General features: G+C 70.7%; 16 protein-coding genes. 5 read left to right on the forward strand and 11 right to left on the reverse strand.

Annotated features, from left to right (window positions below):
* Nucleotides 1-8: 8 nt before the first annotated feature.
* Nucleotides 9-2,711: a glycoside hydrolase family 3 C-terminal domain-containing protein gene (locus VF330_RS03080; protein ID WP_330849934.1), complete on the reverse strand. Its 2,703-nt coding sequence runs from the start codon at nucleotides 2,709-2,711 to the stop codon at nucleotides 9-11.
* Between the two features lie 240 nt (nucleotides 2,712-2,951).
* Here VF330_RS03080 and VF330_RS03085 point away from each other — a divergent pair, with 240 nt between their 5' ends.
* On the forward strand, nucleotides 2,952-5,186 hold the full coding sequence (locus VF330_RS03085; RefSeq protein ID WP_330849935.1) for a rhamnogalacturonan lyase: 2,235 nt from the start codon (nucleotides 2,952-2,954) through the stop codon (nucleotides 5,184-5,186).
* 36 nt (nucleotides 5,187-5,222) lie between these two features.
* Nucleotides 5,223-6,188 carry an acetylxylan esterase gene (locus tag VF330_RS03090; RefSeq protein WP_330849936.1) on the forward strand — a complete coding sequence of 322 codons (966 nt, stop codon included), beginning with the start codon at nucleotides 5,223-5,225 and terminating at the stop codon, nucleotides 6,186-6,188.
* Here the strand turns inward: VF330_RS03090 and VF330_RS03095 are convergent.
* Together VF330_RS03095 and VF330_RS03100 are read right to left on the reverse strand one after the other, a co-directional pair.
* Nucleotides 6,185-7,951 (reverse strand): rhamnogalacturonan lyase, encoded by a 1,767-nt coding sequence (locus tag VF330_RS03095; RefSeq protein WP_330849937.1) that lies wholly within the window; start codon nucleotides 7,949-7,951, stop codon nucleotides 6,185-6,187. The two genes, VF330_RS03090 and VF330_RS03095, sit on opposite strands and share 4 nt — an antisense overlap.
* A 1-nt stretch (nucleotide 7,952) precedes the next feature.
* Nucleotides 7,953-8,645 (reverse strand): GH12 family glycosyl hydrolase domain-containing protein, encoded by a 693-nt coding sequence (locus VF330_RS03100; RefSeq protein ID WP_330849938.1) that lies wholly within the window; start codon nucleotides 8,643-8,645, stop codon nucleotides 7,953-7,955.
* A gap of 171 nt (nucleotides 8,646-8,816) precedes the next feature.
* On the opposite strand from VF330_RS03100, the gene VF330_RS03105 reads away from it, so the two are divergent.
* Together VF330_RS03105 and VF330_RS03110 are read left to right on the forward strand one after the other, a co-directional pair.
* Nucleotides 8,817-9,821, forward strand: coding sequence for a LacI family DNA-binding transcriptional regulator (locus tag VF330_RS03105; RefSeq protein WP_330849939.1), 1,005 nt, complete (start codon nucleotides 8,817-8,819; stop codon nucleotides 9,819-9,821).
* Between the two features lie 210 nt (nucleotides 9,822-10,031).
* A complete protein-coding gene (locus VF330_RS03110) occupies nucleotides 10,032-11,000 on the forward strand; it encodes a LacI family DNA-binding transcriptional regulator (RefSeq protein WP_330849940.1) in 969 nt (322 codons plus the stop codon).
* A gap of 6 nt (nucleotides 11,001-11,006) precedes the next feature.
* Here the strand turns inward: VF330_RS03110 and VF330_RS03115 are convergent, their stop codons facing one another.
* From VF330_RS03115 to VF330_RS03150, 8 genes are all read right to left on the reverse strand, one after another.
* A complete protein-coding gene (locus VF330_RS03115) occupies nucleotides 11,007-11,699 on the reverse strand; it encodes a cupin domain-containing protein (protein WP_330849941.1) in 693 nt (230 codons plus the stop codon).
* Nucleotides 11,693-12,574, reverse strand: coding sequence for a PmoA family protein (locus tag VF330_RS03120; RefSeq protein ID WP_330849942.1), 882 nt, complete (start codon nucleotides 12,572-12,574; stop codon nucleotides 11,693-11,695). The genes VF330_RS03115 and VF330_RS03120 overlap by 7 nt, the downstream gene beginning before the upstream one ends.
* Nucleotides 12,556-13,641, reverse strand: a complete 1,086-nt coding sequence (locus VF330_RS03125) for a Gfo/Idh/MocA family oxidoreductase (RefSeq protein WP_330849943.1) — start codon at nucleotides 13,639-13,641, stop codon at nucleotides 12,556-12,558. Before VF330_RS03125 ends, VF330_RS03120 begins: the two co-directional genes overlap by 19 nt.
* Nucleotides 13,638-14,948, reverse strand: a complete 1,311-nt coding sequence (locus tag VF330_RS03130) for an ABC transporter substrate-binding protein (protein WP_330849944.1) — start codon at nucleotides 14,946-14,948, stop codon at nucleotides 13,638-13,640. The genes VF330_RS03125 and VF330_RS03130 overlap by 4 nt, the downstream gene beginning before the upstream one ends.
* Before the next feature lie 15 nt (nucleotides 14,949-14,963).
* Nucleotides 14,964-15,806: a carbohydrate ABC transporter permease gene (locus VF330_RS03135; protein WP_330849945.1), complete on the reverse strand. Its 843-nt coding sequence runs from the start codon at nucleotides 15,804-15,806 to the stop codon at nucleotides 14,964-14,966.
* Nucleotides 15,796-16,719: a sugar ABC transporter permease gene (locus VF330_RS03140; protein ID WP_330849946.1), complete on the reverse strand. Its 924-nt coding sequence runs from the start codon at nucleotides 16,717-16,719 to the stop codon at nucleotides 15,796-15,798. Before VF330_RS03140 ends, VF330_RS03135 begins: the two co-directional genes overlap by 11 nt.
* Nucleotides 16,720-16,898: 179 nt before the next feature.
* On the reverse strand, nucleotides 16,899-18,428 hold the full coding sequence (locus VF330_RS03145; RefSeq protein ID WP_330849947.1) for a glycoside hydrolase family 43 protein: 1,530 nt from the start codon (nucleotides 18,426-18,428) through the stop codon (nucleotides 16,899-16,901).
* 402 nt (nucleotides 18,429-18,830) lie between these two features.
* Nucleotides 18,831-20,048, reverse strand: coding sequence for an ROK family transcriptional regulator (locus VF330_RS03150; RefSeq protein WP_330849948.1), 1,218 nt, complete (start codon nucleotides 20,046-20,048; stop codon nucleotides 18,831-18,833).
* 146 nt (nucleotides 20,049-20,194) lie between these two features.
* On the opposite strand from VF330_RS03150, the gene VF330_RS03155 reads away from it, so the two are divergent.
* The gene (locus VF330_RS03155; protein ID WP_330849949.1) at nucleotides 20,195-21,850 is read left to right on the forward strand and encodes an ABC transporter substrate-binding protein; all 1,656 of its coding nucleotides are present in this window, start codon (nucleotides 20,195-20,197) and stop codon (nucleotides 21,848-21,850) included.
* Nucleotide 21,851: the final 1 nt, after the last annotated feature.

The raw sequence follows: 21,851 nt of genomic DNA on the forward strand, positions 1-21,851 counted from the left end.
CTCCGGGTTCACGTTCGACCGATCTCGACTGAGGCGAGCCGGATCCCGGGTGATCCGAACACGACGACGACGTCGTGCACCCCGGGTTTCCAGGTCGCCGGTACGCGGATGTCCTTCCACGCACAGGGGTCGCCGGCGGGGACGGTGATGGTGCACCGCGCCTCGCCGCCGGTTCTCAGCACGATCTCGCCGCCCGCGCCCGCGACGCGCGCGGTGCAGTGCGTGGCGAGCTCGTCGACCAGCACGTCGCCCAGCAGGACCCAGGCCCCCGCCTCGGTGCTCTGGACGACGGTGCCGTGCGCCTTGGTCTCGTCGGACAGGGTGATGCCGGCGCAGTCGTCGAAGAGCTCCGCGCGCAGGTGCTCGCCGCGCAGGCCGATCCCCTCGCCGATCACGCGGATCTCGGTGCGTGCGCGGGTCCACGGCCCGATCCACAGGTCGTGCGGGGAGGTCTCGACCACGGGCCGGTCGCTCACGACGTCCCAGTGCCAGAAGTCCGCGCCGTTCAACGGGAACCGCACCACGCGGCTCTCCCCCGGTTCGAGCGGGACGCGTTCGAAGGCGAGCAGCGCGCGGGAGGGCCGCACGACGCGCGACTCCCGCTGGCTGCCGTAGAGCTGCACGACCTCGGCGCCCGGCCGGTCACCGGTGTTGGTGACCTCGACCGAGACCTCGAACCGCTCGCCTTCCCGCACCGCGGCCGCCGAGCTGGTCAGCGGGCCGTAGGAGAACCTGGTGTAGCTCAGTCCGTGGCCGAACTCGTAGAGCGGGTCGTCCTCCAGGTAGAGGTACGTCGACCGCGCCCCGATGACGTCGTAGTCGAGCAGGTCCGGGAGCTGCCCGGTGCCGCGGTACCAGGTCTGGGTGAGCCGGCCGGACGGCGAGACCTCGCCGAACAGCACCTCGGCGAGCGCACGGCCCAGCTCCTGGCCGCCGTGCGAGGACCAGAGGATCGACGGGACGTGCTCGTCCTCCTCGACCAGCGCGTACGGGTAGCTGCTGACCACGACGAGCACGGTCCGCGGGTTGGCCCGCCGGACGGCGCGGACCAGCTCGGTCTGGGCCGGTGGCAGGTCGAGGGTGTCGCGGTCCTGGGTCTCGCGGCCGTTGACGTGCGGGTCGTTGCCCGCGAAGACGATCGCGACGTCGGCGGCCTCGGCGAGCGCGACGGCCTCGGCGATCCCGGACCGTTCGACCTCCAGCCGCCACCGCGTCGCGTTCTCCTCGTCCGGGGTGAAGCCGTCCGTCGTCAGGTACTGGCCGAGCACGGAGTTGCGCAGCAGGCAGGTGCCGTCGTCGAGGCGGGTGAGCTCGAAGAGCTCGCGGACGTCCCAGCCACCGGGCATCGTGCGTTCGGTGACGACCTCGCCGTCCGCGTTCGAGGCCAGGTAGCGCCCGGTCAGCGCGCTGCGCAGGGTCACCACGCCGCCGCCCCACTCGGCCAGGTCGTAGACGTGCTCGTGGCCGTCGGCGCGGAGCGAGACCCTGTCCAGGCCCTCGGCGTACGTCGTCTCTCCACTGTGGAGCGCCGTGATGCCGGCCAGCGGGGTCACCGAGTACGGCAGCGTGCCGGAGTACCAGTCCTCGAACAGCACGTTTGCGTGCGTGCCGATCACGGCGATCTTCCCGCCCCGCCCCAACGGCAGCAGGGTGTCGTTCTTCAGCAGCACGATCGACTGCCTGGCCGCTTCCAGCGCCAGCGCGCGGTGTTGCGGGGAGTCGATGACGTCCTCGGTGATGGCCGCGTACGGGTTGGCGTCCGGCGGGTCGAACTCGCCGAGCCGGAACCGCAGCGCCAGCAACCGGCCGGCCGCGCGGTCCACGTCGTCCTCGCTGATCAGGCCGCGTCTCAACGCCTCGGTGAGGTGGCCGGTGGTGGTCGACGGGTCGGCGTCGTGGTCGGTGAAGCTGTCCAGGCCCGCACGGAGCATCGCGGCGTGCGCCGTCACGTCGTCGGGGTGGTAGGCCTGCGCACCGGCCACGTTCGACGGTGCCCAGGCGTCGCTGACCACCGCGACCTCGCCCCAGCGGCGCAGGTGCTCCTCGATGTGCGGCGTGAGGTGCGCGGGGCGCCCGTTGACGAGGTTGTACGACGGCATCACCGCGACCGCCGCTCCGGCCGCGATCGGCCCCCGGAAGCACGGCAGCTCGTACTCGTGCAGCACGCGGGCCCGCAGCGACGACGAGGTGGTGCACCTGTCGGTCTCGTTGTTGTAGCCCAGGAAGTGCTTCAGCGTCGGCGCGGTCTTGAGGTACACCGGGTGGTCGCCGCGCAGGCCCTTCGCGTACGCCGTGCCCATCACGGACGTGAGCAGCGGGTCCTCGGAGTAGCCCTCCTCGTTGCGCCCCCAGCGCGGGTCGCGCAGCGGGTTGACCACCGGCGCCCACACGGTGAGGCCGTGCGCCACCGGGTCCTTGTGGTGGAAGCCGCGCGCCTCGGTGCCGGTCGCGTCGCCGACCGCGCGCACCAGGTCCGGGTTCCACGTGCTGGCCAGGCCGATGGCCTGCGGGAACACCGTCGCCCTGCCGAGCCACGCGACGCCGTGCAGCGCCTCCGTGCCGGTGCGGAAGGCGGCGATCCCGAGCCGGGGCACCGCGGGCTGGTACTGGTGCAGCAGCCCGATCTTCTCGGCGGTCGTGAGCCTGCCGAGCAGGTCCTCGACGCGCCGGGACACCGGCAGGTCGCGGTCGCGGAAAGGCGGTTCTTCCATGCCGGAGCCACGCCCTTCCCGTCGTCGGGACCCGCGTCGAATCGCTTCGACCGGACCTCGTGAACGTGGCACGGTCCGCGACAGGTCGTCAAGGCGCTCGGACGTCGTTTCGACGGGTTCGACGGAGTTTCTGTCGAACGGCCCGCTGATTCGACGCTTTGCGGAGGAAAGCGCTTACCACGTTACGGCACAACACATTCACTCTTGCGTTGCCGACTGCGACGAGTCATCGTAGCCGCCGTGGATCTGCGACGAAGCGTTCTGCTGCCGCTGGTGGTCCTGGCCCTGGCCGCCGGGGCACCGCCCGCGTCCGCGCACGGGCGCCACGGCGAACGCCTCGACCGCGGGCTCGTCGCGGTCACCGCGGCCGGCGGCGTGCACCTGAGCTGGCGGCTGCTGGGCCACGAGGTCACCGGCGCCACGGCGACGGGACTCGCCGGACCGGACTTCGCGGTCTACCGCGACGGCAGGCGCATCGCGACCGTCCGCGACAGCACGACCTACGCCGACCCGGCACCGGTCGCCGGCGCGCGGTACCGGGTCGCGCCCGTCGTGCGGGGTCTGGTGCTGGGCCGCAGCAGACCGGTGACGGCGTGGGCGACGACGTTTCACGACCTGCCATTGCGGAAACCGGCGGACGGCGTGACGCCCGCGGGCGAGGCCTACACCTACTCCGCCAACGACGTGAGCGTCGGCGACGTGGACGGCGACGGGCAGTTCGAGTACGTGGTGAAGTGGGATCCGAGCAACTCCAAGGACGTCTCGCAGGCCGGCTACACCGGCCCGGTCTTCCTCGACACCTACCGCCTCGACGGCACGCTGCTGCACCGGATCTCGCTCGGCGTGAACATCAGGGCGGGCGCGCACTACACCCAGTTCCTGCTCTACGACTTCGACGGAGACGGCCGCGCGGAGCTGATGACGAAGACCGCGCCGGGCACCAGGGACGGCCGCGGCCGGTACGTCACCATGCCACGCGAGGACGTGCGAGCAGGCTTCTCCCACACCGACGACTACCGCCTCAGCGCCGACGGCTACCGCACCCACCTGGTCGAGGTGTTCCGCGGCTGGCAGGCCCATCCCGAGATCGTCGCGGGTCACTGGCCGGCGACGCTGGAGCAGGCGTTCGGGATCGAGCCGCGGTACGCCTACCCGCTGTCCGAACAGGACGCTTCGGCGTTGGCCGACCACTTCCTCGACGTCTACGCGCCGAGCCGCAGCGCCAACAACAAGCTGCGGAACTTCGCCGGGTTCGTCGTCGACGGTCCCGAGTACCTGACGGTGTTCGACGGCGCCACGGGACGCGAGCTGCAGACCGTGCGCTACGAGCCGGGACGCCACGACGACGGCCTCATGTGGGGCGACTACGCCATGCCGCGCATCGAGCCGGGCAACCGCGTCGACCGGTTCCTGTCCGGGGTCGCCTACCTGGACGGCGACCGTCCGTCGGCGATCTTCGCCCGCGGCTACTACACCCGCTCGACCGTCGCCGCCTACGACTGGGACGGCCGGCGGCTCACGAAGCGCTGGCTCGCCGACAGCGGCTGGGTGCCGATGACGAACCCGTTCCGCGACACCCCGCACGGCCGCGACGGCGCGAACCCGAGCCACGCCGGGCTCACCACGCAGGGCGCGCACTCGTTGAGCGTCGCCGACGTCGACCGGGACGGCCGGCAGGAGATCGTCTACGGCGGCGCGACGCTCGACGACGACGGCTCGGTGCTGTACAGCTCCACCGGAGTGCTGCCGCCGGGCAGCGCGGAGCCCGGAGCCACGGTCCGGGTCGGTCACGGTGACGCCCTGCACGTCACCGACATCGACCCGGACCGACCCGGGCTGGAGGTCTTCATGGTCCACGAAGGCGCGCGCGGCGCCCCGTACGGCTACGCCCTGCGCGACGCCCGGACCGGGGAGACGATCTACGGCGCCTACTCCGGCATGGACACGGGCCGCGGCATGATCGGCGACGTCCGCCCGGACGTGCGGGGCATCGAGACGTGGTCGTCCATGCCGGGCGGTTCCGACTCCGGTGGCCTGTGGAGCGCGGACGGCCGGCAGCTCGACATTCGTTCCCCCGGCACGAACATGAGCATCCGGTGGGCCGGTGACCTGACCACGCAGATCGTGAACGGCGCCCAGGACGTGACACCCACGATCGACGACTGGCAGCGCGGCACGTTGCTCACGGCGACCGGCACGCGGACCAACAACGGCACGAAGGGAACCCCGTCGCTCGTGGCCGACGTGTTCGGCGACTGGCGCGAGGAGCTCGTGGTGCGCACGCAGGACAGCACGGCGTTGCGCTTCTACCTGAGCACCGAGCCGACGAACCACAAGATGTACACCCTGATGGCCGACCGCCAGTACCGCGTGGAGGTCGCCCGCCAGCAGACCACCTACAACCAGCCGTCGTACCCCGGCTTCCACCTGGCCTCGGACGTCGACTTCGCACGCGTTCCCCTCCCCCGGCGTTGACGGGTACGTTCGCCTGACCAGCTTGGGAGGAGCCCCGTGCCCGTAGTCGACATGCCGGAAGAAGACCTGGTCCTGCACCGCGTCACCACGCCGGAGCCCCCGGACCTCGACGAGTGGTGGGCGGGCCAGCTGGCGGCGGCCTCCGCCGCGGCGACGCCGGTCGAGCTGACCCCGCACGAACCCTCGTTGTACGGGCCGCTGTCGGTCTACGACGTGGAGTTCTCCGGCGCGCACGGCCACCGCGTCCGCGGCTGGTACCTGCGTCCGCCGGGCGAGGAGCCGTTGCCGGTCGTCGTCACCTACATCGGGTACGGCGGTGGCCGCGGCGTGCCGGCGCAGCACACGTTGCTGCCCAGCCTGGGATACGCGGTGTTCGTGATGGACAGCCGCGGGCAGGGCGGCGGCTGGTCGTCCGGCGCCACCGCCGACGCGGGCGCGGGCACCGGCCCCGAGCACCCCGGCGTGATGACGAAGGGCATCACCCACCGGGACGGCTACTACTACACCCGCCTGTTCCTCGACGCCGCGCGCGCCGTGGACGTCGCCGCGGAGCTGCCCGGCGTCGACCCCGCGCGCATCGGCGTGACCGGCGGCAGCCAGGGCGGGGCGCTCGCCCTGGCCGCCGCGGCGCTGCGGCCGGACGCCGTGAAGGTCTGCCACTCGGACGTGCCGTTCCTCTGCGACCTGTGGCGCGCGATCCGCATCGCCACCAAGCCGCCGTACACGGAGGTCAGCGACTTCCTGGCGCAGCAGGACGCGCTCGTGCCCCAGGCGCTGGACACGTTGCGGTACTTCGACTGCGCGCTGCTCGCCCGCCGGATCACCGCGCCGACGCTGTTCAGCGTCGGGCTGATGGACGAGACGTGCCCACCGTCCACCGTGTACGCCGCCTACCACGAGGTCAGCGCGCCCAAGCAGATCACGGTGTCGCCGTTCGGCAAGCACACCACGCCCACCAGCCACGTGGAGACGCAGCTACACCACTTCCGCCACCATCTCTAAGGCGAAGCGAAGCTGGCGTGCGGTGGCTGGTTGTACGCGGTGTTCTGCCACGCCACCGCCAGCCGGTACTGCCGGTCCTGCAACAGCGACACCCGGCGGATGCTCGTCGTCTCGGTCGTCGAGTAGATGCGCAACGCGCGGTTGTCCGACGTGCGCCAGACGACCTCCTCGCGCCAGTCGCCGAAGATGTCCGCGGACAGCGCCGGGGTGGACTTGGTGCCGTTGTTGGACGCCACGCCCGAGCCGGTGAGCAGCCTGGTGTCGCCGTTGGGGCCGTACTTGTCGATCGTGGTGCCGTTGAGCAGCTCGCGCTGGGCGTCGCCGTCCCACCAGATCACGAAGTTCGCCGACCCCGGCTTGCGGGCGGCGACCTGGGCTCCGGTGGTGGCGCTGCGTAGGCCGCCGACCGAGCTCGACCACACCTCGGCACCGGCGTTGCCGGCCCAGACGTCGGCCGCGACGCCACGACCGTTGTCGCAGCCGCACGGCGGTGCGCTCCAGATGATCTGACCGGTGCGCGCGTCGCCCATCCAGTCCGCGGGGTCGGTGCCCGACTCCGACGGCTTGAACACCTCCAGGCCCGGCCTGGACGGGATGAAGTCGCCGACGTGCAACGCGTCGCCGTGACGGGTGCCGTTCTGCCACAGGCCGCGGCCGTTGTCGTCGATCGCCATCGAGCCGTAGATGATCTCGTCACGGCCGTCGGCGTCCACGTCGGCGACGGACAGCTGGTGGTTGCCCTTGCCCTCCCACTGCGAGCGGTTCGACTGCGCCGCCGAGTCGAACGTCCAGCGCTGGGTGAGCTGGCCGTTGCGGAAGTCCCACGCCACCACCACGCTGCGGGTGTAGTAGCCGCGTGCCATGACGATGCTCGGCCGTGAGCCGTCGAGGTAGGCGGTGCCGGCCAGGAACCGGTCGACCCGGTTGCCGTAGCTGTCCCCCCACGACGACACGGTTCCGCGCGGGGGCAGGTAGTTCTCCGTGTCCAGCACGGCGCCGTCGGTGCCGCGGAAGACGGTCAGGAACTCCGGCCCGGACAGCACGTACCCGTCGCTGTTGCGGTAGTCGGCGTTCGCGTTGCCGATCACCTGGCCGGTGCCCGACCGCGTGCCGTCCGCGGTCTTCACGGCGACCTCCGCACGGCCGTCGCCGTCGTAGTCGAAGACCTGGAACTGCGTGTAGTGCGCGCCCGCGCGGATGTTGCGGCCGAGGTCGATGCGCCACAGCCTGGTGCCGTTGAGCTTGTACGCGTCCAGGTAGACGTTGCCGGTGACCCCCGCCTGCGAGTTGTCCTTGGCGTTGTCGGGATCCCACTTGAGCACGATCTCCTGCTCGCCGTCGCCGTCCAGGTCGCCGATCGACGTGTCGTTGGCGACGTACCCGGAGGCCGGGATCTGGATCGGGACGTCCCTGCTGGTCTCGAGCGTGCCGACCTCAGGTGTGGCCGCCGCCGACACACCCGCGCCGACCGGGCGCACCGAGTAGGACGCGGTCGGCGGGGCGCCCGCGTCGAGGTAGCTCGTCGCCGTCGTCACCGGCACCCCGTTCACCTTCACGCCGTCGCGGTAGACGTCGAACCCGACGGCCGCCGGGTCCGAGCCGAGCAGCCGCCACGACACGAAGTTGCCCGTGCCGTGCACGGACCGGATGCTGACGAGCCCGCGGTCCCCCGCGGAACCCGCTGCGGACTCAGCTGACAGCGCCGGTGCGCCGGCCGCGGCCAGGACCACCGCGAGCAGCGCCGAAAGAGCCGGTCGCCTCATCTCATCCTCCCGAGACCGAGTAGCTGTTGGTGGTGAAGGTCCTGCCGCCGCTCGACGACGTGATCTCGTAGCCGAACTGGACCTCGCCGAGCGTCACGTCGCCCCACCAGCCGCGGGTGCGGATCCAGTTGAGGACCGCCTTCACGTCGACGGTGCCGGAGCTCGCGTTCGAGGTGCGCACGAACGAGAACACCGCGTTGTGACCGTTGGAACCGCGGTAGACGTCCCAGGTGTGGCCGCCGGTCGACGCCCTGACCTGGAAGGTCCCCAGCGGCCCGACCGGCCCGGTCCTGGTCATCCAGAGCATGACCTCGAACGCGTTGTTGTCGGCCCAGATGTCGTACGCCGTCGCGTAGGCGCCCGAGCCGGGCACGCTGACGTTGTAGCTGCTGGAGAGCGAACCGATCGCGCTGAGCCGTTTGTTCACCGCCTTCGCGGCGTGCGGGTACGACTTCACGCCACCGGTGTCCGGGTGGTTCGCCCAGACGTTCCAGCGGCTGTAGGAGTCGGCCGAGATCGTCTGGGGACCGTGCCCGTCTCCCCAGACGTCGTTGCGGACGGTGTAACCGCTGTTGGTCCAGGTCCCCCACCGGTCCGACGACGACCATGCCGCCGCCGAGGCGGCCGGCGGGCTCAACGAGAACGCCAGCGTCACGGCCACGGCCGCCGCTAACGCGCGCTTGATCTGTTTCATGGGACTTGCCCTTCTCCGCGCCAGGTGAACCGCGAAATTGAAACGTTTCACTGCCGCGGAACATTAGCGTCGAACAAGTCGAACAAAGCCCGATCAGTTTTTTCGACGCGAATCGACAATCGAAAGAATCACTCGCTAAGGTTGTCGCGAAGACACGGGCGGGGAGGCCGGTTGATCACCATCAAGGACGTCGCCAGGCACGCCGGCGTGTCCGTGAGCACGGTCTCGTACGTCCTGAGCGGGAAGAGGCCGATCTCGCGGGCCACGTCGCACCGCGTCCGCCGCAGCATCCGCGAGCTCGGGTTCCACCCCCACGCCGGGGCGCGGGCGCTGGCGAGCAGCCGCACCCACGTCCTCGCGCTCGTCGTTCCACTGAGGACGGACCTCAACCTGCCCGTGATCATGCAGTTCGTGTCGTCGATCGTCACGACGGCCCGCGCGCACGACTACGACGTCCTGTTGCTCACCAAGGAGTCCGGCGCCGACGAGGTGCACCGCGTGATCGCCTCGTCGCGCGCCGACGCGGTCCTCGTCATGGACGTCGAGGCGCGGGACCCGCGCGTCCCGGCGCTGCGCGAGCTCCCGGTGCCGGTCGTGCTCATCGGCGTTCCCGCGGAGGCCGACGGGCTCGACTGCGTCGACCTCGACTTCACCGCGAGCGGCGCGCGGGTGGTGGAGCACCTGGCCGATCTCGGGCACCGGTCGGTCGGTCTCATCGGCTCGTCGCCGGCCGTCTACGAACGCGGAACCGGTTATGCGACGCGGTTCCTGGAGGGCTTCACCGAATGCGCGCGGCGGCGCGGGGTGACCACGCACGTCCACCCGTGCGCGCCGTCCTTCCCCGCGCTCAGCGAATGCCTCTACGACCTGCTGCGGCCGGACCGGGCCGTCACCGGCCTGGTCGTGCACAACGAGGCCGTGCTCGGCGACGTGGTGCTGGAGCTGCGCCGCCGCGGCCGCCGGGTTCCCGACGACGTCTCGGTGATCGCGCTGTGCCCGGACGCGATGGCCGCCGCCCAGCCGGTGCCGCTCACGTCGATCTCCATCCCCGCGGAGGAGGTCGGCGCGATCGCCGTCGAGACGCTCATGCGCGGACTGCAGGGCGAGCACCCGTCCCAGGTCCGGCTGCTCGCTCCCGCGCTCACCGACCGCGGCAGCACGGCCGCCCGCCGGTAGACCTGGTCTCCGACAGGCCGTTCACCCGCACCGCACGCCGGTGGGACGGCCCTGACTGTTGCGCAAAATCGCCGCACAACGCACTCTGGAGGACGAAAACGATTTCGACGTTGCGCCATTTGCCGGAGGAATTGTCGAACACGCAGTCGAATGTCGTTCGAAAGGATTTCGATGGGCAGGCGACGGTCAGAAGCGGTGACGCTCGGGGACGTGGCTCGGCTGGCGGGGGTCTCCATCGCCACCGCGTCCAAGGCGATCAACGACCGCGGCGAGGTGGCGGTCACGACACGGGCCCGCGTGCTGAGAGCCGCGGCCGAGCTGTCGTTCCAGCCGAACGTGTTCGCGCAGGGCCTGGTGGCCGGCCGCACCCGCGCCATCGGCCTGCTCACCGACGAGCTGGACGGCCGCTTCGCCGTCCCGATCCTGCTGGGCGCCGAGAACGCCCTGTCGGACCAGGAGATGTCGGTGCTGCTGTGCGACACGCGGGGTGACGCCATCCGCCGCAACCACTACATCCGCACCCTGCTGGCCCGCCAGGTCGACGGTTTCATCGTGGTCGGCGACAGCAACGACGTCCGCGCCTCCCTGACCACCGACCTCCCGGTCCCGGCGGTGTACGCGTACTGCCGCTCGACCAACCCGGCGGACCTGAGCCTCGTCTCCGACGACGAGGGCGGCGCCCACCTGGCCGTGGAGCACCTGATCGCGTTGCACCGCAGGCACATCGCCCACATCACGGGCCCCCAGTCGCACCGGACCGCCCGCGACCGGGCCGCCGCCGTGCACAGCGTCCTGGCCGCGCACGACCTGGCACCGGCGGGCCAGGTCCTGCACGGCGAATGGTCGCAACGCTGGGGCCGCCAGGCCGCGCGCCTGCTGCTCGCCACCGCGCCGGAGACCGACGCGATCTTCTGCGGCAACGACCAGATCGCGAGCGGGGTCGTCCAGGCCCTGGCGGCGCTGGGGCGGCGCGTGCCGGACGACATCGCGATCGTGGGGTACGGCAACTGGGACATCTTCGCCGCCGACTGCAGCCCGCCGCTCACCACCGTGGACCTCAACCTGGAGCAGCTGGGGACCAGCGCGGTGGCGCACCTGTTCTCGGCCTTGGCGGGGGCGCCGGCGTCGGGGGTGGTGCGGCAGCCGTGCCGGCTGGTGGTGCGGGAGTCGACGGCGTGAACCTCGTCAGGACACCGGCTTCCCGTCGCCCGGATCGTGCGTGTCGAGCCGGCCGCACATGCCGAGCCGTCGGGGTGCCGGGGAGTCCAGCACGTGCACGACCGCCTCGCCGAGGTGCCCGAGGTCGCCGGAGCGCAGCCGGTCCAGGTGGTCGCCGGTCAGTTCGGCGGCCGCCAGCGCCCCGGACCGCCACCGCTCCTCCCAGGAGTCCAGCAGGTCCCGCTTCAACGCGAGAGCGGCGGCGTGGAACGAGTTCAAGGTCCCACCCCGTCGCAGCTCCAGGAACCCCTCCAGGGCGAGGTCGCGCCGCCGCCGCACGGCCTCCTCGTCACCGCCCGCGGCGGCCTCCGCGTACCGCGCCGGAGACGCCAGCACCTCCGAGGGGAACGTGAACACCGCGTCGCCCGCCTCGGGCAGGCCGCTGTTCTGCATCACGACCACGATCCGCAGGTCGCCGTCGTTCACCAGCCGGTGGACCGTGCCGGGCGTGAACCACACGACCGAACCCTCGCGCAACGGCGTCGAGGCGAACCCCTTGGCGGTCAACGTCTGCACGCTGCCGGTGCCGCCGACCACGTAGTAGCACTCCGAGCAGACGAGGTGCGCGTGCGGCGAACCCCCGCACAGCCCGTCCACCGTCGGCCAGTCGTACACCCGCAGCCCGGAGATGCCGATGCCGCCGGGGAACGGCGTCACCACGGGTGTGCCTCCACATAGGACTCCAGCCGGTCGCGGTCCCACGCCCCGCACCCGATGACGACCCGGTAGCGCAAGTCCAGCCCCTCACCGGGTTCCAGCGACACCGTCTCGTGGAACGCGAACGACGGGTTGACCGCCGCGAACGGCCCGCTGCGCACGAACCAGTGGGTGGTGCCGTTGGACGGGTGGTCCAGGAACAGCAGCGTGGACGAGCGGTCCACCTCGTCGTGGTGGCCGGTGAACGCGAGCCACGGCCCGGTCTTGCCCATCATGTCCTCGCCCGCGCCGCCGTCGGCCGCGAGCACCTCCCCGCCGGTGAACGACCGGGGCCCGCGCCAGAAGAACCCGGTGTACCCGGCCAGCTCGCGCCCGTTCGTGGTCGGGCTGCCGAACACCAGCGGCGACGGGCGCACGTTCGTCAGCGAGGTCGAGAACTCCAGCGTCCACGAGTCGTCGAGGACGTCCCGCACGACGAACGACCGGGTCTCCCGGACCCAGTTCTCCCCCGCCTCGGTGAACCACGACAGCTCTTCGCCGAACCCGTCCGCGACGTCCGCGAACGAGTCGTGCCGCATGCTCCCGACGTTCGGCAGCACCACGTACCCCTGGTCGCGGACGTACGTGACGCCACCCCAGAAGTTCTCGCCCGACACGTCGGTCGCGGTCATCTGCAGACCCTTGTGCCACCGGTGGTCGTGCGGCCGGAACGCCGTCACGACGTCGCCGTCCAGCGTCCGCACCGGGTGCAGGTACGGCTTCGGCCCCTCGAAGGCCGGTGTCGACGGCCCGTGCACGTACTCGAAGAGCTCGACGTCGCCGACCGCCATCGCGAGCACCGAGTCGTCCTGCCGCGAGATCACCGGGCGTTCGCCCACGGGGCACCGATCCCTTCCATCGTGGCGTAGAACGGGCTGTCCGGACCGATCTGACCGGCCTTCACGACCGCGCCGGTGAACGCGGAGGCGTAGAGCGCGGCGATGAACTCCATGGTCGTCCTGGTGTCCTCGAGGGTCACCGGGGGTTTCTCGCCGCTGTCCAGGGCGTCGAGGTACGCCGCCACCTGGCACCGGTGGCCGCTGACGACCCCGGACGACTGCTCCTGCCGCCACCGCGCGGCCACGTCCTCGCGACCGGGCGCCGGGGTGACGACCCAGTGCGCGTCGGTGTAGCCGTAGAGGTGCTCGACCTCGACCGTGGCGTGCTCGAAGTCGAACCTCAGCTCCGAGGTCTCCCGCGGCGACAGCAGCGAGTTCACCACCGAGGCGACCGTGCCGTCGGCGAACGTCACCAGCGCCATCGACACGTCCTCGGTCTGCACGTCCCGCGCCTGCCGGGCCGCGACCGCCCGGATCTCCTGCCACGGCCCGAGGACCGACAGCAGCAGGTCGAACTGGTGGATGCCGTGGCCCATCGTCGGGCCGCCGCCCTCGCTCTCCCACGTGCCGCGCCACGGCACCTCGAAGTACGCGTCGCCGCGGTACCAGAGCGTGTCGCACTTCGCGACGAACGACCTGCCGAGCACTCCTTCCGCGACCAGCCGCCGCAGCCGCACGGCCGCCGGGCCGAACCGGTGCTGGAAGACCGTCGCGACCGACGCCCGCGAGCCGCGCTCGGCGGCGATCAGCGCGTCGACCTCGCTCAACGACAACGCGGGCGGCTTCTCGACCAGCACGTGCACGTCGGCGGCCAGGCACTCCAGCGCCAACGGCACGTGGTGACGGGGTGGTGTGCACACGTGCACCACGTCCAGCGACTCGGCGTCGAGCATCGCCGTGAGGCCTGGGTACGTCCGCGGCACACCCTGTTCCGCGGCGAACGCGGCCGCGCGGTCGGCGTCCACGTCCGCCACCGCGACGAGCTCGACCCGGTCGCCCGCCGCCCGCAGCGCCTCGGCGTGGGCGGAGGCGATCGCGCCGGTGCCGACGACCGCGGCCCGCCTCACCTCGCCGCGTCCACTTCGGACTGCACTTCCTTGATGAACGACGCCGCGGCCTGGTCCGGTGTGGTCCGGCCGAACAGCACGTCCTCGGTGTGCCGCTTGAGGATCGTGTCGAGGGTGCTGGCGCCGTTCGGGGTGATCCGCGGCGGGTCGCTGACCGGCACGGTGTCGAGGTACTCCTTGGCGGCCTTGTCGGTCTCCTTGAGCTGGTCGGCGATCGCCTCGCGGATCTTCTGGTTGGCGGGCACGCCGCGTTCGGTCAGCAGGATCTTCGCCGACTCCTCGTCGTTGGCGAGGAAGCTCACGAACGCCGCGGCCTCCGCCGGGTACTTCGAGCGCGCGGACACCGACCAGAACATCGACGGCTTGTAGTAGGCGCCGGGCGCCTTGCCCTGCGTCTCGCCCGGCATCCGCAGCAGCTTCAGCTTCGCGCCGCTCGCGGCGGTCAGCGCGGTGAGCTGGGTGTTCCACCACAGGCCGAACGCCGCCGTGTTCGTCGCCGTCGCCGACTGGTTCAGGCCGGCGGAGGCCTTCTCGATCGTCGCGGACGGCGACATCGAGGCGCCGGACTTCGACAGGTCGAGGATGTACTGCCAGTAGTCGCGGGCGATCTCCTGCGGCAGCACGACCTTCGCGTCGGCGTCGAACATCGCCTTGCCCTGCTGCCGCGCGCGGATGCTCAGGCCCGCGGCGTCGTTGATGCCCGGCGACTGCATGCCGAACACCTGCCCGCCGCCGGCCTTCGACACCTGGTCGGCGATGGTCTTCAGGTCGTCCCACGACCACTTCGTGTCGTCGGGCACGGGGATGTTGTACTTCGCCAGCAGGTCGAGGTTGACCATGATCGAGTACATGCCCAGCCCGACCGGCAGCCCGTACCGCTTGTCGCCGATCGTACCGGTGGCGAGCGCCTTCTGGTCGAAGTTCGTGGTGTCGAGGTGCTTCTTGGCCTCGTTCAGGTCGAGCAGCGCGCCGCGTTCGGCGTAGGAGGCGATGTACAGCTCGTCCATCTGCATGATGTCCGGCGCGTCGTTGGCCGCCATCGTGGTGGCGAGGCTGTCCCAGTAACCGTTCCACTCCTTGAACTCACCCTTGATGGTGATGTTCGGGTGCTTCTGCTGGAACAGGTCGATGACCTTCTGGGTGCGCTTGTGGCGGTCGTCCGCGCCCCACCACGTGAACCGCAGCGTCACCTTCTCCGCCGTCAGGTCGCCTCCGGCGTCGGAGGACGACCCGCAGGCGACCAGCAGTGACGCGGACAGCGACAGCAGGACCGCCCAGGCGGTTCCGCGGCGAACACCTCTGAGCATGAGCTTCCCTTTCGGCTACTTGCCCCCGGTCGTGGCGATCCCCTTGACGAGGTACCGCTGACCGACGAGGAACGCGAGGAAGATCGGGACGAGCGACACGACGCTCATCGCGAACTGGGAGCCCCACGACGTGGCCACCGTCGAGTCGACGAACGACCGCAGGGCGACGGGCACCGTGTACATGTCCGGGTCCGTCAGGTAGATCAGCTGACCGAAGAAGTCGTTCCAGGTCCAGATGAACGTGAAGATCGTCGTGGTGGCGAGCGCGGGTTTCATCAGCGGCAGCACGATCCGCAGGAAGATCCGCGGGTGGCCGCAGCCGTCGATGCGCGCCGCCTCGTCGAGCTCGCGCGGCAGGCCGCGGACGAACTGGACCATGAGGAACACGAAGAACGCGTCGGTGGCGAGGATCTTCGGCACGATCAGCGGCAGGAACGTGTTGACCCAGCCGATGTTCGAGAACAGCACGTACTGCGGCACGATGATCACGTGGATCGGCAGCATGATCGTGCCGAGCATGATCCCGAACCACCAGCGCTTGCCGGTGAACTGCAGCCGCGCGAACGCGTACGCGGCCATCGAGCACGACACCAGGTTGCCGACGATGCAGCCCAGCACCAGGATCGCCGAGTTGAGCAGGTACGTCCCGAACGACGGCGAGAGCGCGTTCCAGCCCTCGGTGTAGTTCTCCGTCCGGAACGTGTCGAGGATCAGGCCGGGACTGCGGAAGATCTCGTCGCCCGGCCGCAGCGAGCTCACGACCATCCACAGCACCGGGTACAGCATCACGAACCCGATGAGGACCAGGCCGAGGTGCTTCGCGGGCACCAGGAGCCGGCGGCGCAGTTCAGTCGTCATAGAACACCCAGTACTTCGCCGCCCAGAAGTTGACCGCGGTGAACGCCGCGATGATCAGCAGCAGGAACCACGCCAGCGCCGACGCGTAGCCCATGTCGAAGCGGCTGAAGCCCTGCTGGTACAGGTAGAGCGTGTAGAACATCGTCGAGTCCGACGGCCCTCCCGTGCCGCCGGAGACGACGAACGCCTGGGTGAACGACTGGAACGCGTGGATGATCTGCAGGACCAGGTTGAAGAACAGGATCGGCGACAGCAGCGGCAGCGTGATCCGCCGGAACCGCGACCACCGGCTCGCCCCGTCGATCGCGGCGGCCTCGTAGTAGACCACCGGGATCTGCCGCAGCCCGGCCAGGAAGATGATCATCGGGGAGCCGAACGTCCACACGTTCAGCACGATCAGCGTCGACAGCGCGGTGTCCGGGTCGGAGATCCAGCCCCTGCCCTCGACGCCGAAGAGGCCCAGCACCCGGTTCACCAGCCCGTCGGTGCCGAAGACCTGCGTCCACAGCACCGCGATCGCCACGCTCGACCCGAGCAGCGACGGCAGGTAGAACGCCGAGCGGTAGAACGCGAGCCCGCGCAGCCCCTTGTCGAGCAGCAGCGCGACGCCCAGCGCGCACGCCAGCTGGAGCGGCACGGACACCAGGACGTAGGTGAACGTCACGCGCAGGGCGTTGTGCAGCCGCTCGTCGCTCAGGATGCGGGCGAAGTTGTCGAGCCCGACGAACTTCGGCGGCTGGATGAGGTTGTACTTGGTGAAGCCCAGCCCGAACGACGCGAGCACCGGGCCGATCGTGATGAAGACCAGCCCGGCGAACCAGGGCGCGAGGAACCAGAACGCGGCCTTGTTGTCGCGTTTGCGCACCTGCACGCCGCCACGGCGCAGCTGACGCAGTTCGTCGAGAGCGCTCATGAACTCCTGACCCCGTCGGCTGGAAAACGCTTTCCGGAGTCTGCATCGGCGCTTCGCGCAGCGTCAAGCAGCGCTGTCGAACGGCGTCGAACGCCCGCTGTCGAACAGCCGGGTAACGTTTCGACTACGGTCCGGTGTGGACAGTCCTCTCCCGTGGAGGGACCGCTGGACGGAACGATTCAGTCCAGCGGCCGGTAGACGAAGTCGGAGAAGTCGGCCCAGGAACCCCCGGAGGCGCCGGTCGCGTACAGTCCGATGTGGACTCCGGTGAACCCGCCGGCGACCGGCGTGCTGAGCACCCGTCCGTCGAACGGCTCCCCCAGCGGCCGCCACACCGCCGACCCGACGGCGACGAGCGCCTGGTGGCTCTGCCCGCGCGCCTCGAAGCCCAGCCGCACGGCGGAGTCGCCCACCTCGGTCCTCGCCAGCACCTCGTCACGGCCCTGCGCGCGCAGCACCAGCACGACCTCTCCCCCGGCGCCGAGCAGCAGCCGGACGTGGTGGTCGTCGTTCTGCAGCAGCACCAGCCCGGCGGCGTCGGACGGCCCGTCCGGCCGGAACTCCAGCGTGCACGAGGCGTGGAAGTCCTGGTGCTGCTGGCGGCGCAGGACGATGCTGGGGTTCGCCCGCTCGGTGACCGACTCCGGGCGCACGCGCAGCCGCAGGTGCCCCGGACGTTCGGTGAGCGACCAGAACGGCTCCTCCGGCGGCGTGCGCAGGAGCATCCACTCGCCCCCGAGCTCCGCGGACGAGAAGGGCTCGGGATCGGCAGGCCACGGGTGTGCGGGCAGCTCGGGGACGGGGTAGGACTCCTCGACCCGCCCGGTGCCGGGACTGAAGACCGGGGCGCCGTTCTCCCACACCACCGGCACGAGGAAGGTCTCGCGGCCGAGGTTGTAGTAGTAGCCGCCGTACGGCCGGACGGCGAGCAGGACGGCGTACCACTGGCCGTGCTGCGTGCCCACCAGGTCCGCGTGCCCGACGGCCGCGATCGGGTACGAGCGGCCGAGGTGGCGGTGGGTCAGCACGGGGTTGATCTTGGAGGGGACGTACGGCCCGGTGATGTCGTCCGAGGACGCCACCACGACGGAATGCTCGAAATCCGTGCCGCCTTCCGCGCACACCATCACATAACGACCGTCCACCTTGTACACGTGCGGCGCCTCCAGCCACACGGAACCGCGCACGATTCCGGTGAGCACCACGTGCTCCTCGCCCACCAGCGCCAGTTTCGCGGGATCGAACTCGCGCAGGTAGATCTCGTTGCGGCCGTTCTCGATCTCGCGGGTCGCCGTCCACCACGCGCGGCCGTCGTCGTCGAAGAACAGCGACGGGTCGAACCCCGCCGCCTCCGGCAGCCACTGCGGTTCTGACCACTCCCCGGCCGGATCGGTGGCGGTGACGACGAAGTTGCCCGACTCGCGCGTGCCGTGGACGAGCGTGCACACCACGTAGAACACGCCGTCGTGGTGGCGGATCGTCGGCGCGTACAGCCCGCCGGAGGCCTGGATCCCCTGCAGCGGCAGCTGCGACGGCCGGTCCAGCACGTGCCCGACCTGGCGCCAATGCACCAGGTCACGGCTGTGGTAGAGCGGCAGGCCGGGGAAGTACTCGAACGTCGAGGTGACGAGGTAGTAGTCGTCCCCGGCGCGGCACACCGACGGGTCGGGGTGGGAGCCGGCGAGGATCGGGTTCGCGAACTGTGCCAAGGGGAGCTCTCCCGCGCTTCGTCCCCGGCACCACGGCGTGGTGGTGCGCAGCCGGGACCGGTGCCGCCTGCCCACGGCTGGTCCCGGCTGCGCGGGTGCTGCGGCGGTCCGCCGGATCGTCGCAGAGGTCGTCGTCCCGGAGTTCGGTTGTCTCGGAAGCCCGAGACTCCCCCGCGTCACCGGGTCGTGTCAATCGTTGTCGATAACGTTCCACATCGCGCGGCAGCCCGCCAATTGAGACGTCTCCCTCTCGCGGACTGAACAAACACAGTGCGGAACAAATGCACTTCGACATATTCGATCGGCGCGTTGTCGAACAATGGCATCGACGTTAACGCGCTCGGTGCGAAATGCAAAATCCCGTTTTCCGGGACCGCCGGAGATCCGCGGGAGGACCTGCGGCTATGCCCGCTGGAAGACCGGCGGCTCGTCGGCCGCGAGGTCGTCCGGCAGCCGCAGTCCCTGGTGGCGGGGCACGAGCTCCGACTGGAGCACGATCGCCGCGGCGCCGATCGCGGGCGCCGAGGCGGCCGATGGCGACAACCGCACGGCGACCGGCCGCGCTCCCCTGGAGGCGAACGCCCGGTCGAGCTCCTCGCGCAGCACCGGCAGGTAGATCGAGCCCGCGATGGCGAAGCTCGGACCGGTGAGCACCAGCACCTCGAGGTCGAGCGCGTGGACCAGCGTCCTGGCGGCGGCCGCGACGTGGCGGGCGGACCGTTCCAGCAGGGCCAGCGCCCGCGCGTTGCCCTGGCGCGCGGCCCGGGAGATCGCGGCGAAGTCGGTGGCGACCGGCGTGGCGGGCCGGGTCCGGCCGCCGGGCAGCCCGGCCGCGCGGGTCAGCGCCCGGTCCTCCCGCGCCCGCGCCACGACGGCGGCGGGCCCGGCCAGCACCTCCAGGCAGCCCCTCCCGCCGCACGGGCACGGCGGCCCGTCGACGTCGAGGCAGAAGTGGCCGATCCCGCCGGCGTGCCCGCCGGGGCCGCGGTGGGTCGTGCCGCCGAGCACCACGCCCGCGCCGAGGTCCGACCCCATGTACAGCGCGGCGAACGTCGAGGTCGCGCCGACGCCGCCGGACCAGTGCTCGCCGATCGCCGCGGCCGTCGCGTCGTTGTCCAGCACCACCGGCAGGCCCGTGGCGCGTCCGAGGTCGGCGCCGAACTGCCACGGCCGCGCCGAGACGAGTCCCAGCCCAAGGATCCGGCCGCGTTCGACGCCGACGCTGTCGATCAGCGCGCCGACCTCGCGGGCCATCCTGGCGACGACGGCCGCCGGCTCCTCGCTCGCCGCTCCCGCCCGCGAGATGCGGGCGACGACCGCGCCGCCGAGGTTCGTCAGCACGTAGGTGATCCGCGCGTCGTCGAGGTGCACGCCGACGGCGTAGCGCGCGAAGTGGTCGAGCTGGAGCAGAACGCGCCGCTTGCCGCCGGTCGACTCGGCATGCCCGGTCTCGGCGACCAAGCCCTCGTCGATCAGCCCGCGCACGACCGTGGAGATCGTCCCGCCGGTCAGGCCGCTGGCGTTGACCAGGCCGACCCTGCTGATCATGCCCGCGGCGCGGATCAGGTCCAGCACGGCCGCCCTGGTGCTCGCGTGGGTCACCCGCGCCGGTCCGCTCACGTCCACGCCCTCCGTCCGCCGTCGAACGACGAACCTGCTCCATCGACGACCGAGGGTCAAGTAAAGCACCTTCGGCCGTTGACTTTCTTTGTTTAGTAACTGAAGAATCTCGCCCCGCAGCATCCCAGCCACGGGGAGGATCGACGATGTTCCTGCTGAAGCGGCTCTGCGCACTGGGTCTGACGGTGGTCGTAGCGGCCGGCTGTGCCGCGTCCGGCGGCGGCCAGGCCGACGACACGCTGGTCGTCTACACCGGTCAGGCCGGCGACTTCCAGCTCAACTTCAACCCCTACGCCCCGACCCAGATCGAGGGTCCCGGCACGATCTACGAACCGCTGTTCTTCTACAACATCGCGAAGGACCAGCCGCCGAAACCACTGCTCGGCAAGGCGTTCGAGTGGAACGCCACCGGCACCGAGCTGTCGATCACCCTGCGCGACGACGCGACGTGGTCCGACGGCGAGAAGTTCACCGCGGAGGACGTCGTCTTCACGCTCGGCATGGTCGCGAAGACCCCGGCGATGAACAAGACCGGCTTCAAGGGCACCGCCACCGCCACCGACGACGCGCACGTCGTCGTCAAGTTCCCCGAACCGTCCTACATGGACGGACCGCAGGTGCTCGGCCAGCTGTGGATGATGCCCGAGCACATCTGGAAGAACTACCCCTCCCCCGCCACCGAGGTGAACCGGAACCCGGTCGGCACCGGCCCGTTCACGCTCGGCGACTTCAAGGCGCAGTCGTTCACGCTCAAGGCGAACCCGAGGTACTGGGGCGGTGAGCCCGCGGTCAAGCAGGTGCGGTACCTGTCGCTGTCGGGCAACCAGGCCGGGGTCGACGCGCTCAAGGCCGGGTCGGTCGACTGGCAGACCGGCCCGATCCCCGACATCAAGGACATCGAGAAGAACTACCCCGGCTACAAAGCGATCACGTTGCCGCTCAACCAGGTCGCGCTCTTCACGTGCTCGAACGCGCAGCTCGGCTGCCAGGGCGCGCAGACCGACCCGGCCGTGCGCAGGGCGATCTACCACGGGATGAACCGGACGCAGATCAACTCGCTCGCCTTCCAGAACGTCAACAGCGAGATGTCTCCCGGCTTCACGCTCCTGCCGCGCGACAACGCGCTCGTGTCGAGCAAGCTCACCGACCGCCTGGCGCCGATGGACCCCGACGTCGCCAAGGCCGACCAGCTGCTCACCTCCGCCGGGTACGCCAAGGGCGGCGACGGCATCTACGCCAAGGACGGCAAACCGCTGGCGCTCACGGTGAAGGTGGTCGCCGGCTGGACCGACTACATCACCGCGCTGGAGACGCTGAGCCAGCAGCTGCTGCGGATCGGCGTGAAGCTCACCCCGCAGCAGCTGTCGTGGAACGAGTGGGCCGACGCGCGCGGCCGCGGCCAGTACGAGCTGCTGATCGACTCGGTGGAGCAGGGCCCGGCGCCCGACCCGTTCTACACCTACAGCTACTTCTTCTCCACGGCGACGACGGCGCCGGTCGGCCAGGCCGCCGTCCCGAACTACGCGCGCTTCAGCAACGCGGCGGTCGACCAGGCGATCGCCGAGCTGAAGAAGACCGACACCGGCGACCCGTCCCGGCAGCGGCACTACGACACCATCCAGGTCGAGCTGGAGAAGTCCATGCCGTACATCCCGGTGCTCACCGGCGGCATCCCCAGCGAGTTCAACGCCAGGGGCTTCACCGGCTGGCCCACGAAGGACGACCTCTACGCGTTCCCCGCCGTCTGGAAGCGGCCGGACGCCTCGCAGGTGTACGCGAAGCTCAAGCCCGCGGGGCAGTGAC

It is taken from the genome of Lentzea sp. (assembly GCF_036380075.1).
Classification (GTDB): Bacteria; Actinomycetota; Actinomycetes; order Mycobacteriales; family Pseudonocardiaceae; genus Lentzea.